Below are 16756 nucleotides of genomic sequence, written 5' to 3'. Positions count from 1 at the left end.
ACGGCGCCCGTATTTACCGCATATGTACGACGTATGCATGTCGCGCAGGGGCATACGTTTGCCCCTGTGATTGCCCTGTCTCCCATGCTATTCTTGCGCGATTCATAAGTTGCGCCGGCTGGCGGCGCACCACAGAAACAGGGACACATCTTGACCATCTTTGCACCTCGCGCCGCAACGCCCATCGCGTTCACCGTCGCTTCCGTCTTCGCCGCTTCCGCCTTCGCCTTCACGTCCGCACACGCAGCCGCTCCCGCGCCGCGCGCTGAAAACGCCTTCCTGTCGCAGCAGGATGCCGCCGCCCGTTCGGCGCGCGTGTCGAACGTCGACTATGCGCTCGAATTCACGCTGACCGGCAACCCGAGCTTCAGCGGCGTCACCACCGCCAGCTTCGACCTGAACGACAACAGCGCGCCGCTGACGATCGACCTCGACAAGGCGACCGTGCAATCGGTCACGGTCAACGGCAAGAAAGTGGACGCGAAGTACAACAACTGGTTCGTGACGATTGCCGCCGCCGACCTGGTCAAGGGCCGCAACACCGTCGTCATCGCCTACGAGCGCCTGCACAGCACCAATGGTGAAGGCCTGCACCGCATGGTCGACCCGGTCGACAAGCGCGTGTACACCTACTCGCACTTCGAACCGGCCGCCGCGCACCAGATGTTCGCCGTCTTCGACCAGCCCGACCTGAAGGCGACCTACCAGGTCACGGCCACCGCACCGGCCGACTGGCAGGTGGTGTCGACCACGCGCGAGACGCGCATCGAGGAGGCGGGTGCCAACAAACGCTGGATCTTCCCGAAATCGAAGAAACTGAGCCCGTATAACTTCTCGCTGCATGCCGGCCCGTACAAGGTGTGGGAAGACAAGAGCGGCAAGTATCCGATGCGCCTGTTCGCGCGCCAGTCGGTCGCAAGCCAGGTGACGCCGGAAGACTGGTTCCGCTACACGAAGGATGGCCTGGCCTTCTTCGACAATTACTTCGGCATCCCTTACCAGTTCGAGAAATACGACCAGCTGCTGGTGCCGGACTTCCTGTACGGCGCGATGGAAAACGCCGGCGCGATCACCTTCGCCGAAGGCGGTTTCCTGCACAAGGCGAAGATGACCGACGCCCAGCGCCAGTCGCTGGCTTCGGTGATCATGCACGAGATGGCGCACCAGTGGTTCGGCGACCTGGTCACCATGCAATGGTGGAACGGCTTGTGGCTGAACGAAAGCTTCGCTTCCTTCATGGGCACACTGGCCACCGCCGAGGCGACCGAGTTCAAGGACGCCTGGCAGCACTTCTATTCGACCGGCAAGCAGGCCGCCTACGTGCAGGACCAGAAGTCGAACACCCACCCGATCGAAGTGCCGGTGCCCTCGACCGCGAACGCCTTCGACAACATCGACGCGATCACCTATTCGAAAGGCGCCTCGACCCTGATGCAGCTGCGCCACCTGCTGGGCGCGGAAACCTTCCGCAAGGGCGTGCACAACTACCTGGTCAAGTATTCGTACCAGAACGCGAAGCTCGACGACTTCATCGGCAGCCTGGGCGAAGCGGCCGGCCGCGACCTGTCGGGCTGGACGAAACAGTGGCTGTACGAGCCGGGCGTGAACACGATCGCCGCGAACTTCACGTGCGCCAACGGTAAAGTGAAGAACTTCACGCTGCAGCAGACCGCGCCGAGCAAGCTTCTTCCGACGCTGCGCGAACAGCGCGTGCAGGTTGCAACCTTCAAGGTCGAAGGCGGCAAGCTGGTGGCGCTGCAGACCGTGCCGGTCACCTACGCCGGTGCCACCACGAAGGTTCCGGCGCTGGCGGGTACGGCCTGCCCGGACCTGGTCTACCCGAACTACCAGGACTGGGGCTTCGTGAAGGTCCAGCTCGACAAACGTTCGTTCGAGACGGCGCGCACCAGCCTGGCGAACGTGGACGATGCGCTGCTGCGCACCATGCTGTGGCAGAGCCTGTGGGATGGCGTACGTGACGGCAAGCTGCCGCTGAACGAGTTCATCAAGACCGCCCTCGCCAACGCGCCCCAGGAAAAGGATTACACCCTGCTGGGCGACGTGCTCGGCAAGGTCGCCGCCGCCAAGCACTACATCGACGCCATGGGCCTGCAGACGGCCTGGGCGCGGCAGACCCGCGCCGCGCTCGAGGAAATGGCCTGGAACGGCACGATCGCCAGCAAGGGCAACGAGAACTTCCAGCGCCGCTGGTTCAACACCTACCTGGGCCTGGCCAGCACCCCGGCCGCGCTCGAGCGCCTGTCGGGCATCCTGGCGGGCACGGTCACGGTCGACGGCTTGAACATCAACCAGGACCTGCGCTGGGCTATCATCGGCCGCCTGAACCGCTACAACGTCGCCGGCGCTCCCGCGCTGGTCGAGCAGGAAGCCTCCCGCGACAAGTCGGACAGCGGCCAGGCCGCCGCGCTCGCCGCCACCGTCGTGCGCCCGGATGCGGCCGTCAAGGCGCAATGGCTGGGCACCGTCGAGAACCTGAAGACGGACCTGCCGTTCTCGAAGATCCGCACCGCGATGGGCAGCCTGTATCCGACCGAGCAGCGCGAACTGGCCGAACAGACGGCGGACCGCCGCCTGGCGCAACTGCCGGCGATCGACAAGGCGGCCGGTCCGGTCTACATGCGCAGCTATGCCGGCACCATGATCCCGGCCAACTGCACGCCGGCCAGCGTCAAGCGCCTGAGCGAGGCCGTGGCCCGCATGAAGGACCTGTCGGCCGGCACCCGCCGCGCCCTGATCGACGCCCAGCAGGAAGACCAGCGCTGCGTGACCATCAAGCAGGCCATGACGGCGCCGAAGTAAGCAGTGGCGCGCGGGGACGTCGCGGCCTGGCCCGCATCGAGGCTGGGCACGCGCTCGTGGGCGCCGCTCGCGCTGACCCTGGGCCTGCACCTGCTGCTGGTGCTGGCCTGGTTCGGCGCCACGCGCGGCGCAGCGCAGCGCGATCCGCCGCCGCGCGTGTCCGTCTTCGTTCCGGTGCAGCCGCTGGCGCGGCCGCAAGCCGCCCCGGACGCCCCGCCGCCGCCTTCCAGGCGGGTGCGCCGTCCGGCAGGCAGCGCGCCTGCACTGCCATCCGTGGAACCCCCTTCCATCACCGTGCAGGCACCGGCGGCCCCGCCTGCCGACCCCGATGCTGCCGGCCTGCCGCACGACCCTGCGCCCACGGCCCTGCCGGGCGATCTGCTCGTCAGCTCGAAAGCGATGGCGGGCCGGGTCGACCGCGAGCTGCGCAAGGGCGCCAGCCCCATCACGGCCGAACCGGACCGCAAATGGGAACGCTTCGCCGACGCCGTTGCCGGCGCGCGCAGCGGCAGCACCCGCACCGTCACCCTGGACAGCTACACCTCGCCTGACGGCGTGATGATCTATCGCAAGACTGTCGGCGCGCGCGTGTCCTGCTACCGCAGCGGCAGCGTCGGCGGCCTGGTCACGGGCTTCGGCGCGGCGGACACCGCGGGCGCCGGCGGCACCGCTTGCCCGAGCGGCGTGCGCTGGACCCGGCACTAGGCTCCTGCCATCTTTCCGCCGCGGTCGCGCATGCGCCCCGTCGCGCCGCGAGCTGCCGTTTGCCGGCCTGCCGCGCGCCGGCGCAGCAGCGCCCTCGCCTTCTTTCCCCGCAGCGGCGCACATCTGCGCCAGCCGGCGCCAGGCCCCCTCGGCCGCGCAACCGGATGGCGGCCGTTCATATAAATGGCGCAGGTCGAGCGGCGCCAGTTCCTTGACCTTCACTTCGCGCTCGATCGGCAGGCAGACCGCGTCGTGCCAGGCGGCGGCGTAGCCCTGCGGCGTGGGCAGCGGTCCGCGCGCGCGCACGGCCGCGGCCTCGCATTCGGCGCGCGTGAGATATGCGCCGCGCAGGCTGCTGCTCTCGAGCGTCACCTCGAGATGAAGCTGCACATATAAAAGCAGGATGATCGTGAACACGCCGCGCTCCAGGTCCGCATCTTCCTGTTCGACGCCGCCAGGACCGCGCCAGTTCGGCGCGCACGGCTGACCTGGATCAGAGCACGCCGGGCCGTCGCTTCCCGGCTTTGGCAAGACAAATGGAGGAGCGCGCTGCCCAGCCCGGCAGGGAGTCCACGCTCCGGCTAGAATAGCGCTTTGCCCGCGCCGGCGGCTGTGCCGGCGCCCACGGGCCGCGCCTCGAAAGACCTGCATGAACTGGGATTATCCGCAACCGTATACCCTGTCCCTGGCCCCCGGGCCGGACGACATCGATGGACTGAACCACACGAACAATGCCGTGTACGTGCGCTGGTGCGAGCAGGTCGGCTGGGCGCATTCCGAGTCGCTCGGGCTCGGCATCGAGGATTACCGGCGCCTGGACCGGGCGATGGCGATCCGGCGCGGCGAATACGACTACATCCTGCCCACCCTGCTGGGCGAGGAACTGCTGCTGGGCACCTGGCTGGTCGGCGGCGACGGCAAGCTGTCGATGGAGCGCCGTTTCCAGCTGGTACGCTCGCGCGACGGGGTAACCGTGCTGCGCGGGCGCTGGGAACTGGTGTGCATCGACATCAGCGGCGGCCGGCCGCGCCGCATGCCGCCCGAGTTTATCGAGGCGTATATGCCGCAGGTGGTGAGCGCCGGCTGAGGCAAGTCCGACCATGCATGGGCTTGCGTGACTCACGTTGCGCACGCTCAAGGACAAACTTGAGCAAACCGGGCCGGGCGACGTTCGCGCCGGGCGACACTGCGTTGGTGTCCGCCGCCCACGAGGTCTTGCCATGTCCGGTCCGCCCGACTCTCCCGCTTCCCTGCGAGCCAGTGCGCTGCTCGCCGTCCTGTGGGGTGCGCTCGCGCTGCTGCTTCTCCTTGTGCTCGGCGGCTGCCGCCTGCGCGAAGGTTCTTCCGAGCAGCTGGTGATCCCGGAAGTCGTGCGCACCAACCTGTTCGTGGCGCCGGGCGGGTCGGACGCCAACCCGGGCACCCAGAGCGAACCCTTCCGCACGATCGCGCGCGCGGCCCAGGTCGTCACGCCGGGCACCACCGTCTACGTCGCGCCAGGCCAGTACATGGGCGGTTTCCAGACCAGGGTCAGCGGCAGCGCCGAGGCGCGCATCATCTTCGTCTCGTCCGAGCGCTGGGGCGCGAAGATCGTCCCGCCGCTCAGCTCGGGCAGCACCAGCGGCTGGGACAACCGCGGCAGCTACGTCGACATCATCGGCTTCGACATCGACGGGTTCCAGTACCAGAGCGGCACCAAGTGGCTCAACGGCATCTACAACAGCGGTTCCTACAACAACATCCGCCACAACCATGTCCATCACGTCGCCCTCGACATTCCCTGCGAGCCGGCCGGCGGCGCCGGGATCCGGGTGGACAGCTACTACAAGGGCAAGCAGGCCGACGTCATCGGCAACAACGTGCACGACATCGGTCCCCTGGACTGCCCGCACCACCGCGGCATCTACGTCAGCACCCAGGCGCGCATCGGCAGCAACGTGGTCTACCGCGTTTCCGGCGCCGGCATCCAGCTCTGGAACGACGCCCACCACGTGGACATCATCGGCAACACCGTGTCATCCTCCGGCCAGGGCATCGCGGTCGGCGGCGGCGACTTCTATTATTCGCAGGGGCCCAACGACCACAGCTTCGTGGCCAACAACATCGTCTTCGACAACAAGCAGGGCATCCTCGAGCACGGTGCCACCGGGCGCAACAACCGCTACGTGAACAACCTGGTGTTCCAGAACGGGGCCGAAGACTGGCACCTGGCCCAGGGGCGCCAGCACGTCGGGACGATCGCGGCCGAACCGGCCTTCCTCGAATACAGCCGCACCGGCACGCCGGATTTCCGGCTCAGCGCCAGGTCGCCCGCGATCGGGCGCGGCGTCCCGCTCGAGGCGGCCGAGCCCGACTTCGAGGGCAAGCCGCGCAGCCAGGCAACCGGCTTCGACATCGGCGCCTTCCAGCACGAGTCGATGCCGGACGGCGGGATGGAGAACCAGGGCTTCGAGGCGGTGCGTTAATCCGGGCGGTGCCCGGCCTCTCCCAGGATCAAAGGATGTCGTGCACGGTTTCTGGCGGGCGGCACAGGCGCACGCCTTTCGGCGTGACCACGAAGGGACGGTTCAGCAGCGCCGGGTGCGCCAGCATCGCATCGATCAGGGCCTCGTCGCTCACGCCCTCGGCATCGAGCCCGAGTTCGGCGTACAGGCTTTCCTTGCTGCGGATCGCGTCGCGCGCGCGCAAGCCGCTGGCGGCCAACATGCTCATCAGCTCCTCGCGCGTGGGCGGCGTGGCGAGGTAATCGACGATGCGCGGCTCGTGGCCGGCTTCGCGGATCGCCGCCAGCGTGTTGCGCGAATTGCTGCAGCGCGGGTTATGGTAGATCGTGATGTCCATGGTGAGCATTCTGACAAAAGAGTCGGACATGATACGGCCCGTGCTTACAACAGACCAGTTTTTTTGCTTGTCGCTCTTGCCGTAGCGCTATAAAATCCTCCGCTTCGTTTTCCGCAAGGTAATCCTTTTTGCGCCTTGCCCGAGCCAAACCAGAATAAAACGGCCGCCTCCCCGGCGGTTAGACGAAGAAATAAGCGAAGAAATAAGCGGAGAAATAATGAGCGACACCCTGATGCGACCGGCGGCCCTGCCTACCTGGGGCCAGCGCACCGCCTTGCGCCTGCTGAACATGATCGGCTGGAACCTGCACTACCGGCCCCTCCCCGGCCCGCACGGCATTGCCGTCGTCTACCCGCACACCTCGAACTGGGACTTCCTGATCGGCCTGCTCGGCAAGTGGGCGCTCGGCCTGCAGTTCCGCTGGCTGGCCAAGGATTCGCTGTTCCGCGGCCCGATGGGCGCGATCATGCGCTACTGGGGCGGCGTGGCGGTGGACCGCCGCGCGCCGATGGGTGCGACGCGCCTGCTGGCCCAACGCATGCACGCCGAGCCATGGTGCTGGGTCGCCATCACGCCGGAAGGCACGCGCAGCTACCGTCCGCACTGGAAGAGCGGCTTCTACCACCTGGCGACGGCTGCCAGGGTGCCGCTGGTGCTGGTCTACATCGACTACGGCAAAAAAGAGCTGGGCGTGGTCGACATCGTCCACCTGACCGGCGACCAGGATACCGACATGGCGGCGATCGCCGCCGTCTACAAGGATCGCCAGGCCCTGCGTCCGCAGGATGCCGCGCCGATCAAGCTGGCGCCGCCGCACATCGGCCCGGACCGCCGCAAGGCCTGAGCCGCCTGCGCTCTTACGCTGCGCGCATGCCTTTGCGTTCGCGCAGGAACAAAGTCTTGTACCAGATCGCAGTCGGCCGCCAAGCCCCGCTCGGGGTGGCGCAGTATTCCGGCAGTTCCCCCACCCGCGTATAGCCGAGCCGCTCGTACAGCGCTTCGGCGCTCGATCCGGCTTCGGTATCGAGGAACAGCAGGCCGCGCCGCAGCGCCAGTGCCTGCATCTCCAGCGCCCCCATCAGGGCCGTGGCCACGCCGCCGCGGCGCGCCCCGCTGTGCACCAGCAGCTTCTGCACTTCCGCGCGGTTCAGTCCGTTCGGCTTCATGCACAGGTCGAGCTGCACGGTGCCGGTCAGCACGTGATCGCGCCAGCCGACCAGCACGATCCGATGGCCCGCCTCGACCGCGTTCGCCACATCGCTCCAGTAGGCGTCCGCCGCGGCCTCGCCCAGGGGCATGACGAAGCCGACCGAGGCCCCGTGCGCGACCGCATCCAGCAGCAGCGCGCGCAACTGGGCTGCATGCTGCCGCACGCCGGCGGCGTCCAACATCCTCACCTGCATGATGTGTCCTCCTCTGTCCACAAGGAAGGCCGTGCAGGATTCGTGCCTGCTCATCCGGCCCGCGCGCCGTGAAAATGCACCAGCCTGGTGCATCTCGGCCGCCGCTGCACCAGCATGGATGCACCGTCACGGCGCATCTATTCGCGCGACAGCTCGTCCCAGGCCATGGCGGTGCTCAGGAACAGCTTGCCGTTCAGCTCGCCGAGCAGCGCGCTCTGCTTCAGGCGATCCATCACCGGCCCCTTGACCTCGGCAAAGTGCAGGCCGACGCCGCGCGCACGCAGCATGGCGTTCAGCTCGCCCAGGGCGAACAGGGCCGAGGTGTCGATCGCGTTCACGGCCGACAGCACCAGTACCAGGTGGCGCGTGCCCGGGTGGTCCGCCAGCTCGTCCTCGATGCGCTCGTTGACGGCCTCGACGTTGCCGAAAAACAGCTGGGCGTCGACCCGCAGCAGGAGCAGGCCGGCGGCGGTGTCGGCGCTGTACCGTTCGATGTTGCGAAAGTGCTCGGTACCCGCGATCCGGCCCAGCACCGCGATGTGCGGTCGGCTGGCGCGCCAGATCAGCGCCCCCATCGACAGCGCGACGCCGATCACGACGCCGGCCTCGACGCCCAGCGCCAGCACGCCGGCGGCGGTGGCGAGCAATGCGGCGGCATCGGCCCGGTCATAGCGCCAGGCGGTGCGCAGGGTCGTGGTGTCGAGCATGCCCAGCACGGCGACGATGATGGTCGCGGCCAGGGTCGGCAGCGGCAGCAGGGCCAGCCAGGCGGTCGGCGCCACCAGGGCCAGGGCCAGCAGGCTGGCCGTGATCAGGCTGGCAAGCTGAGTGTTGGCGCCGGCCGCGAAATTCACCGCCGAGCGCGAGATGCTGCCGGTGACGGGAAAGCCGCCCGTCAGGGCGCTGCCGACGTTGGCGGCGCCCAGGCCGATCAGTTCGTAGTTGCTGTGCAGCTTCTCGGCGCGTTTCAGGGCCAGGGTCTGGGCCCCGGACATGCTGATCAGGAAGACCATGAAGCCGATCAGCAGCGCCGGCTGCAATAGCGCCTGCCAGTGCTGGTTCGAGGTTGCGATCGTGACAATCGGCAGCCCGGCCGGCACCTTGCCGGTAGTGTGCACGCCCAGCGCTTCGAGGCCGAGTACGGGCACCAGCGCGGTCGCGCCCAGCACCACCACCATCGGCGCCAGCTTGGCGCCGATGTCGGCCACGACCGGCTTCACGCCCAGGCGGCGCAGCAGCGGCGCGAACCAGCTCCTGGCCGCCAGCAGCAGCGCCAGCGAGCCGACGCCGAGCAGCGCGCTCGGCAGGTGCAGCGCGGGCGGACGCGTACCGAGCAGCGCCGGCAGCTGCCCGAGGGCGATCACGATCGAGGAGCCGATCGTAAAACCGCTCATTACCGGGCGCGAGAAGAAGTTGGCGATGAAGCCGATGCGCAGCAGGCCACAGGCCAGCAGCACCAGGCCGGACAGCAGGGCCAGCTGGGCGGCCAGGGTCGTGTACAGGGGCGTCCCGGCGGCCGCCAGCGGGGCTAGGGTCGAGGCCGTCATCAGCGAGATGATCGCCATCGGGCCGACGGACTGGGTGCTGCTGGTGCCGAACAGGGCGTACAGCACGGGCGGGACGATGCTGGCGTAGATGCCCACCACGGGCGGCAATCCCGCCACGAGGGCGTAGGCCATGCCTTGCGGGATCATCATCATCGCCACCACCACCCCGGCGCTGATGTCGCCGGGCAGCATGGCGCGCCGGTAGTGCTTCAGCCAGTGCAGCATTGCGTCGTTCGTTTGTTTCAAAGGCGCAAGGGTAGCACGGCGGAGGGACACGGCGGAAATTGGGGCAATGCCTGGTATCTGGTGGGCATGGGGCGCCCACCCTGCAAATACCGCTCGATTGCCGCTAACTGTCAGTCATACCGTAGGGTGGCCGCCCCGTGCCCACAGATCAACGCCACACCTACCCCATCGCCAGCTCGACGCAATTGCGCCCCGCCCGCTTCGCCCGCGCCAGCGCCGCATTCACCCGCACCGTCAGCGAATCGGCGCTCTCGTGCTCGCCGAGCTGGGCCACCCCCAGGCTGATCGTCACCTGGTCCACGCCCGGCATCGCGGTCGCCTCGATCGCCGTGCGCAGCTTCTCGGCCACTTTCAGGCCGTCGATCGCGCTGGTGTGCGGTGCGATCACCTGGAATTCCTCGCCGCCCGCGCGCACCAGCACGTCGCTGGCGCGCACCAGCTTCTGGGCGGCATCGGCCACCGCGCGCAGCACCATGTCGCCGACCGGATGGCCGTAGCGGTCGTTGACGCCTTTAAAACGGTCGATGTCGAAGGCGATCAGGGCCAGCGGATGCCCGTAGCGGCGCGCGCGCTTGATCTCCTGTTCCATCAGGGTCTCGCCGTGGCGGCGGTTGGCGATGCCGGTCAGGGCGTCGAGCGTCGACAAGTGGGTCACGCGCACCAGCATCTCTTCGCCCTCGCGGTTCAGGTCCGCCAGGCGCAGGCCGACCGCGGCCAGGTCGGCAAGTTCCGCCAGCGTATCGAGTTCGTCGCGGCTGAAGCGGCGCGCCGCGCGAAACAGCAAACAAAGCGAGCCGCGCGGCGCGCCGGGGCCGCTCGACGGAATCGGCAAGGCCAGCACCATCTGGACGCCGTGCGCGCGCAGCTTGTCGGCCAGCGCCGGCTCGCCCGATTTATCGAGGTCGTCGAGCAGCGCGATGGTGTTCGCGCTGGCGGCCAGCAGGCCCGGAAAAGCGTGCCGCAGCGGCGACTGCAGGAGGCGCTCGCCGCGTCCCAGCACCTTGGCCAGGTTCAGCGTGCGTTCGCCATGCTGGGCCTGCAGCTGCAGGTCGCCGCCCGGCTGCAGGTAGAACAGCGCCGCATGCGCGACGCCCGGCCAGCTGCACAGGGCCTGGCACAGGCGCTCGGACAGCGCCGCCAGGTCCTCGCCTTCGCCCAGCGCCAGCCGCACCCGGGTGCGCAGCGCATGCAGGGCGTCGAGTTCGCGTTCGCGCGGGCTGGGCTCTGGCAGCGGGGCCGGACCGCGCGCCAGGCGCGCGCGCACCGCCTCCAGCAGTGCCTCGTCGTCGAGCGGCGCGATCGCGTAGTCGATCGGGCCGCATGCCATCAGGGCCGGCAGCCAGCGCGCGTTGGCGAACGGGCACAGGACGAAGGTCGGGGCGCCGGCGCGCGCCGTCACCAGGCGCGCCAGGTCGGCGTGGTCGAGTTCCGGATCGAAGCGTTCGAGATCGATCACCAGCAGGTCGAGACGGTCGAGGCCGGGCAGCGCCAGCGCGCCGTCGGCGCCGTCGGCCACCCTCAGCTCGCCGAACAGGCTGCCGCAGGCGGCGGCGAACTCGGCGCGGCGCGCGGCGGCCGGGTTGACGAACAACCCGGTACGTGAGCCTTGCGGCGCGGCCTGCTGGGACATGGTTTTCTCCTCGACATGCATATTTGTTACATAACGATGCCAATTTTGACATAAATGAGGGCGACCGAACAGGCGACCTGTGTGTGACAGCGCACCGTCGGGTCCAATCGTGCGGCCGATACTGGTTTGAATATGAACACGTATGCGAAAAAGGGAGCAGCGATGGCCAACCAGGACGATGTAGCGAACCACCAGAAAGCGATCCAGAACCGCCAGGACCAGCACGACGCCAGCGGCGCCAAGGAAGAAGGCGAGAAGCCGGTGCAGATCGGCGCCGAGCAGCCGGTGCCGCCGATGCCGGCCCAGCACCTGGCCAAGCCGGGCCTGGAAGCGCAGATGGACGTCAAGCCGCGCTTCATGGCCGAGCAGTACAAGGGCAGCGGCAAGCTGGAAGGCCAGGTGGCGATCGTCACCGGCGGCGATTCCGGCATCGGCCGCGCGGTCGCCGTGCTGTTCGCGCGCGAAGGCGCCGACGTCGCCATCCTCTACCTGAACGAACACGAAGACGCCGCTGAGACCCAGCGCTGCATCGAAGCCGAAGGGCGCCGCTGCGTCACCATCGCCGGCGACGTCAAGGACATGGACTTCTGCCAGCAGGCGGTCGACACCGTCGTCGCCCAGTGGGGCCGCCTCGACGTGCTGGTGAATAACGCCGCCTTCCAGGAACACGCCGACTCGCTGCTCGACATCACCGAGGAGCGCTTCGACGAGACCATGCGCACGAATATCTACGGCTACTTCCACATGGCCAAGGCCGCCCTGCCCCACATGAAGCGCGGCGCGGCGATCGTGAACACGGGTTCCGTGACGGGCCTGAAGGGTTCCAAGCTCCTGCTCGACTATTCGAGCACCAAGGGCGCGATCCACGCCTTCACCATGTCGCTGGCGGCCAACCTGCTCGACAAAGGCATCCGCGTGAACTGCGTGGCGCCGGGCCCGGTCTGGACGCCGCTGAATCCCGCCGACCAGTCGCCGGACAAGATCGTCCACTTCGGCGAAAGCACGACCTATGGCCGCGCGGCCCAGCCGGAAGAGCTGTCGCCGGCTTACGTGTTCCTGGCCTCGAACGCCTGCTCGAGCTACATCACGGGCATCGTGCTGCCGGTGACGGGCAGCGTCGGCGAATAATCAACAGGGAGAATTGACTATGGCACGCAGCTTGTGGAAAGGCGCGATCAGCTTCGGCCTGGTGCACATCCCGGTCGAGATGTATCCGGCGACCAGCAACAATGGGCTCGACCTGCACATGCTGGACCGGCGCGACTTCTCCCCGATCGGCTTCAAGCGCTACAACAAGAACACCGGCAAGGAAGTCGGCTGGGACGACATCATCAAGGGCTATGAGTACACCGACGGCGAATACGTCGTGCTGTCCGACGAGGACCTGCGCCGCGCCAACCCGGAAGCGACCCAGACCATCGACATCCTGGCTTTCGTGGACGCTTCCGAAGTCCCGCTGACCTACTACGACCAGCCCTACTACCTCGCCCCGGGCAAGGGCGGCGACAAGGTGTATGCGCTGCTGCGCGACACGCTGAAAAAAGTAGGCAAGATCGGCATCGCCAACGTCGTCATCCGCGTCAAGCAGCACCTGGCCGCCCTGCACTGCGTCGGCAACACCATCGTGATGAACACCCTGCGCTACGCCGACGAGATCCGCGACGCGGCCGACCTCAAGATCCCCGGCAAGACCGCCAAGACCGCCGTCAGCGACAAGGAGCTCAAGATGGCGCTGGCCCTGGTGGAGGGCATGAGCGAGGACTGGGAACCGGAGCAGTACCACGACACCTACCGCGAAGACGTGATGGCCATGATCGAGAAGAAGGTGAAGGCCAAGCAGACCAAGACCATCACCATGCCCGACCCGGACGAGAAGCCGGCCAAGGCGACCAACGTCATCGACCTGGTCTCGCTGCTGCAAGCCAGCCTGGGCAAGAAGCCGGGCAAGAAGGCCGCCGCCGAGGAGGACGAGGACGACGACGAACCGCCACCGCCGAAGCGCGCGCGCAAGCCGTCGGAGGAGGACGAAGACGAGGAACCGGCGCCACGCCGCAAAACGGCCGCTGCCAGCAAGGAAGCCGTTGCGGCAAAGGCGGCGCCGAAGCGCGCTGCCGCGAAGAAGCCGGCCGCGAAGGCCGCGGCGAAGAGTACCAAGGCGCCCGTTCGCCGCAAGAAGGCGGCGTGACGGATGGATGAATTTCTCGACTTCCTCCAATGGCCCGCGATGGCGGTCAGCCTGTACGCCGCCTTCATGATCGGATCGAAGAACGCCAGGAAACGCATTTTCGGCTTCTGGATGTTCATCCTCAGTAACCTGTTGTGGATCGTCTGGGGCGTGCACGACGAAGCCTGGGCCCTGATCTCGCTGCAGGTCGCGCTGATGGCGATGAACATCCGGGGCATTTTCAAGAACGAGTCGCCGGGCTGACAGCACTGGCGGCCAGCAGGAGCAGCACACATCCAACCGACGGCAGGACGCCGTCACCCTACAAGGAGGTTTTTATGCGCAAGATGATCATGATGGCCATCGCCGGCTTCATCTGGAAGAAAATCCAGGCCAAGATGAACAAGCAGACCTATAACGGCACGACCAGCGCGCCACGCCGTTACTAATCGCTGTTGCGGTATACAGCCGCGGTGCAAGGCCGCGGCGTTTCTTTCTATTGTGACATTTGGATAGACACAGGACTGTCCTGCCGGGTTAGCATGCGTTTCCTCTTTCAGGAACGACGATGCGCGCCCATCTTTCCCTCGCCTTGAGCCTTGCCTTGAGCTCTGCCCTGCCTGCCGCCTTTGCCGCCCAGGCTTGCAACACGGCCTGCCTCGAGCACATCCATGAAGGCCAGGCCCTGGCCACCAAAGGCCTGTACAAGGAAGCTTTCGACCGTTTCGACGCGGCCCGTGCTGCCGCCCCCCAGTCGTCCTTCCCCTTCTCGATGGCGGCTTCCCTGCTCGAGAAGCTGTCGCGAGACGCACCGCAGCCGCAGAAGCTGCGCGAACAGGCGCGCGCGATGGCCGGGCGCGCGCTCGAACTCGATCCGGACGATCCGATGGCCCAGGAAGCCCTGCGCAACCTGGAAAACGAGGGCGCCAGCGTGTTGCGCCCGATGCAGCCGGAGGCACACGAGGTACTGGTGCAAGCCGAGGCCGCGTTTTCCAGCCGCCGCTACGTCGAGGCCCTCGCCCTCTACCAGCAGGCAATGCCGCTCGACCCGCTCAGTTCCCTCCCCTGGGTCGGCGCCGGCGACTGCCATTACGCCCGCCGGCGGTGGCGCGAGGCCGAAGGCCTGTTCCGGCGCGCGACCGAGATCGAGCCGCGCAATGCGCAGGCCTGGCGCTTCCTGTCCGATGCCCTCGCGCAGCAGGACAAGCGCAGGGACGCGGAAGGCGCCCTCCTGTCCGGCATCGCGGCCGAACCGTCCCAGCTTCCGAACTGGGCCAGGCTGGACCAGCTGCGCGCCGGCGCCGGCCTTCCGCTCAAACGTCTCGCCCTGTATCGCGGGATCAAGGTGGTGGCCGACGGCGCCAGGAAGGGCTTCGAAGTGCAGGTCAATGAGGACGTCGGCAAGCAGGCAGGCACAGCGAACGGCAACTTCCGGATGCTGCTGGCGCTCGCCGAAGTCAAGCTGCGTAGTGACGCCAGCGACCAGGGCAAGGCCCTGGCGCCCTTCGACATCGAACTCGGGGCATGGCGCAGCGCATTGCAGGATGCCGCCGACGCGGGCAAGAACCCGAAAGAACGCCTGGCCGATCCGGCGCTGCGGCAGATGCTCGCCTTTGCCAAGGATGGCCAGCTCGAGCCGGCCATCCTTCTGCTGCTGTACAAGGAATCCTACCGTCCCGCCCTGGAGGCCTGGCTGGCGCGCGATCCCGGCGGCGTCAGGACCTTCGTCGATCGTTACGGCATCCGGCCCTGAGTGCCGCTATCGGGCGCAGTAGAAATTTCCTATCGATAAAATCAAATCAATCAAATTTATCTTTTACTCAGCCATAAGTAAAATCTTCTCATCAATTTCATCAATTGCATGAGGAGAACGCATGACCCGCCTGACCACCGCTTCCGGCATCCCCGTCGCCGACAACCAGAATTCGCTCAGCGCCGGCCCGCGCGGCCCGCTGCTGCTCCAGGACTTCCACCTGATCGAGAAGCTGCAGCACTTCAACCGCGAGCGCATTCCCGAGCGCGTGGTGCACGCCAAGGGTTCTGGCGCCTACGGCACCTTCACCGTGACCCACGATATCAGCCGCTACACGACGGCCAAACTGTTCAGCCAGGTCGGCAAGCAGACCGAGACTTTCTTGCGCTTCTCGACCGTCGGCGGCGAGAAAGGCAGCGCCGACACCGAGCGCGATCCGCGCGGTTTCGCCCTGCGCTTCTACACGGAAGAAGGCAACTGGGACCTGGTCGGCAATAACACGCCGGTGTTCTTCATCAAGGACCCGATCAAGTTCCCCGACTTCATCCACACCCAGAAGCGCCTCCCGGACAGCAACCTGAAATCGGCGAACATGATGTTCGACTTCTGGAGCCGCGCGCCGGAAAGCCTGCACCAGGTGACGATCCTGTTCTCCGACCGCGGCACCCCGGACGGCTACCGCCACATGGACGGCTTCGGCAGCCACACGTATAGCTTGATCAATGATGCGGGCGAGCGCGTCTACGTGAAATGGCACTTCAAGACGCGCCAGGGCATCAAGAACCTGAGCGCCGCCGAGGCGGTCGGCATCGCCGGCTCGGACCCGGACCACGCCCAGCGCGACCTGTTCAATGCGATCGCCGCCGGCGACTTCCCGCAGTGGGACGTCTTGGTGCAGGTAGCCACGCCCCAGCAACTGCTTGAGTGGGAAGCGCGCACCGGCTGGAACCCGTTCGACCTGACCAAGGTCTGGCCGCACGGCGACTTCCCGCTGCTGCCGGTAGGCGTGCTGGAACTGAACCGCAATCCGGTGAACTACCACGCCGAGGTCGAGCAGGCCGCGTTCTCGCCGGCCAACGTTCCGCCGGGCATGGGCTATTCGCCGGACAAGATGCTGCAGGGCCGCCTGTTCGCCTACCACGACGCCCAGCTCTACCGGGTCGGCACCAACCACCAGCACCTGCCGGTGAACGCCCCGCGCTGCCCCTTCCACAACCAGCAGCGCGACGGTGCGATGGCGATCGCCAACGGCGGCGCGGCGCCCAACTACGCGGCCATCGATGCGGTCGGCAAGGGCGCCACGGGCATGGGCCATGGCGAGCAGGAACTGCCCTTGGGCGGCAATGCGGGCCGCTTCGACTTCCGCGGCCAGGAAGACGACTACACGCAGCCAGGCAACCTGTTCTGGCTGATGAGCGACGAGGCGAGGCAGATCCTGTGCGAGAACCTGGCGGGGCCGTTGTCGCAGGTGACGGACGAGATCCTGGAGCGGCAGCTGCTGCAGTTCGACAAGGCGGATCCGGCCTATGGGCGCGGGGTGCGTGCGGCGCTGAAGCGCTTGGGGCGGAACGTCGATTAAGTTAAAGCTTGTGGGGCTGAGGCCTGATGCGTTAATGGTGTTCTTGATCCGCATGGGCTCGGAGAGCC

The 16756-nt window shown here is 67.2% G+C and carries 15 protein-coding genes; 11 read left to right on the top strand and 4 right to left on the bottom strand.

Going from position 1 to position 16756, the window contains the following annotated elements:
• The first annotated feature begins 150 nt into the window (after positions 1-150).
• The 5 genes from pepN to ACFPQ5_RS23190 all read left to right on the top strand — a co-directional run bounded on the left by pepN (position 151) and on the right by ACFPQ5_RS23190 (position 5990).
• Positions 151-2820 (top strand): aminopeptidase N, encoded by a 2670-nt coding sequence (gene pepN, locus ACFPQ5_RS23210; RefSeq protein WP_379761259.1) that lies wholly within the window; start codon positions 151-153, stop codon positions 2818-2820.
• A 3-nt stretch (positions 2821-2823) separates the two neighbouring features.
• Entirely contained in the window at positions 2824-3525 is a 702-nt protein-coding gene (locus ACFPQ5_RS23205; RefSeq protein WP_379761257.1) for a hypothetical protein, read from the top strand.
• A 183-nt stretch (positions 3526-3708) separates the two neighbouring features.
• A complete protein-coding gene (locus ACFPQ5_RS23200) occupies positions 3709-3921 on the top strand; it encodes a hypothetical protein (protein WP_379761255.1) in 213 nt (70 codons plus the stop codon).
• A gap of 253 nt (positions 3922-4174) precedes the next feature.
• Positions 4175-4612, top strand: coding sequence for an acyl-CoA thioesterase (locus ACFPQ5_RS23195; protein ID WP_379761253.1), 438 nt, complete (start codon positions 4175-4177; stop codon positions 4610-4612).
• 133 nt (positions 4613-4745) lie between these two features.
• Positions 4746-5990, top strand: coding sequence for a DUF1565 domain-containing protein (locus ACFPQ5_RS23190; RefSeq protein ID WP_379761251.1), 1245 nt, complete (start codon positions 4746-4748; stop codon positions 5988-5990).
• Between the two features lie 28 nt (positions 5991-6018).
• On the opposite strand, the gene arsC is transcribed toward ACFPQ5_RS23190, so the two are convergent.
• Positions 6019-6366: an arsenate reductase (glutaredoxin) gene (gene arsC, locus ACFPQ5_RS23185; protein ID WP_379761249.1), complete on the bottom strand. Its 348-nt coding sequence runs from the start codon at positions 6364-6366 to the stop codon at positions 6019-6021.
• A gap of 217 nt (positions 6367-6583) precedes the next feature.
• On the opposite strand from arsC, the gene ACFPQ5_RS23180 reads away from it, so the two are divergent.
• A complete protein-coding gene (locus ACFPQ5_RS23180) occupies positions 6584-7210 on the top strand; it encodes a 1-acyl-sn-glycerol-3-phosphate acyltransferase (RefSeq protein WP_379761247.1) in 627 nt (208 codons plus the stop codon).
• A gap of 13 nt (positions 7211-7223) precedes the next feature.
• Here ACFPQ5_RS23180 and ACFPQ5_RS23175 read toward each other — a convergent pair whose 3' ends face one another.
• From ACFPQ5_RS23175 to ACFPQ5_RS23165, 3 genes are all read right to left on the bottom strand, one after another.
• Positions 7224-7757 (bottom strand): GNAT family N-acetyltransferase, encoded by a 534-nt coding sequence (locus ACFPQ5_RS23175; protein WP_379761245.1) that lies wholly within the window; start codon positions 7755-7757, stop codon positions 7224-7226.
• Between the two features lie 149 nt (positions 7758-7906).
• Positions 7907-9541, bottom strand: coding sequence for a SulP family inorganic anion transporter (locus ACFPQ5_RS23170; RefSeq protein ID WP_379761243.1), 1635 nt, complete (start codon positions 9539-9541; stop codon positions 7907-7909).
• A 181-nt stretch (positions 9542-9722) separates the two neighbouring features.
• Positions 9723-11192: a GGDEF domain-containing protein gene (locus tag ACFPQ5_RS23165; RefSeq protein WP_379761241.1), complete on the bottom strand. Its 1470-nt coding sequence runs from the start codon at positions 11190-11192 to the stop codon at positions 9723-9725.
• A gap of 162 nt (positions 11193-11354) precedes the next feature.
• Between ACFPQ5_RS23165 and ACFPQ5_RS23160 the strand changes: the two genes are divergently transcribed.
• The 5 genes from ACFPQ5_RS23160 (at position 11355) to ACFPQ5_RS23140 (ending at position 16688) form a co-directional block, all read left to right on the top strand.
• Entirely contained in the window at positions 11355-12320 is a 966-nt protein-coding gene (locus ACFPQ5_RS23160) for an SDR family oxidoreductase (protein WP_379761240.1), read from the top strand.
• 19 nt (positions 12321-12339) lie between these two features.
• Positions 12340-13377, top strand: a complete 1038-nt coding sequence (gene ku, locus ACFPQ5_RS23155) for a non-homologous end joining protein Ku (protein ID WP_379761238.1) — start codon at positions 12340-12342, stop codon at positions 13375-13377.
• 3 nt (positions 13378-13380) lie between these two features.
• Positions 13381-13620, top strand: a complete 240-nt coding sequence (locus ACFPQ5_RS23150; RefSeq protein ID WP_379761236.1) for a hypothetical protein — start codon at positions 13381-13383, stop codon at positions 13618-13620.
• Positions 13621-13924: 304 nt separating this feature from the next.
• Positions 13925-15109 (top strand): tetratricopeptide repeat protein, encoded by a 1185-nt coding sequence (locus tag ACFPQ5_RS23145; RefSeq protein ID WP_379761234.1) that lies wholly within the window; start codon positions 13925-13927, stop codon positions 15107-15109.
• Between the two features lie 121 nt (positions 15110-15230).
• A complete protein-coding gene (locus tag ACFPQ5_RS23140; RefSeq protein ID WP_379761232.1) occupies positions 15231-16688 on the top strand; it encodes a catalase in 1458 nt (485 codons plus the stop codon).
• Positions 16689-16756: the final 68 nt, after the last annotated feature.

Origin of the sequence: Massilia suwonensis (assembly GCF_042655665.1) — a bacterium.
Lineage (GTDB): Bacteria > Pseudomonadota > Gammaproteobacteria > Burkholderiales > Burkholderiaceae_D > Telluria > Telluria suwonensis.
Note: the sequence above shows the minus strand (reverse complement) of the source record. Positions and strands in the feature narration are given on the sequence as shown.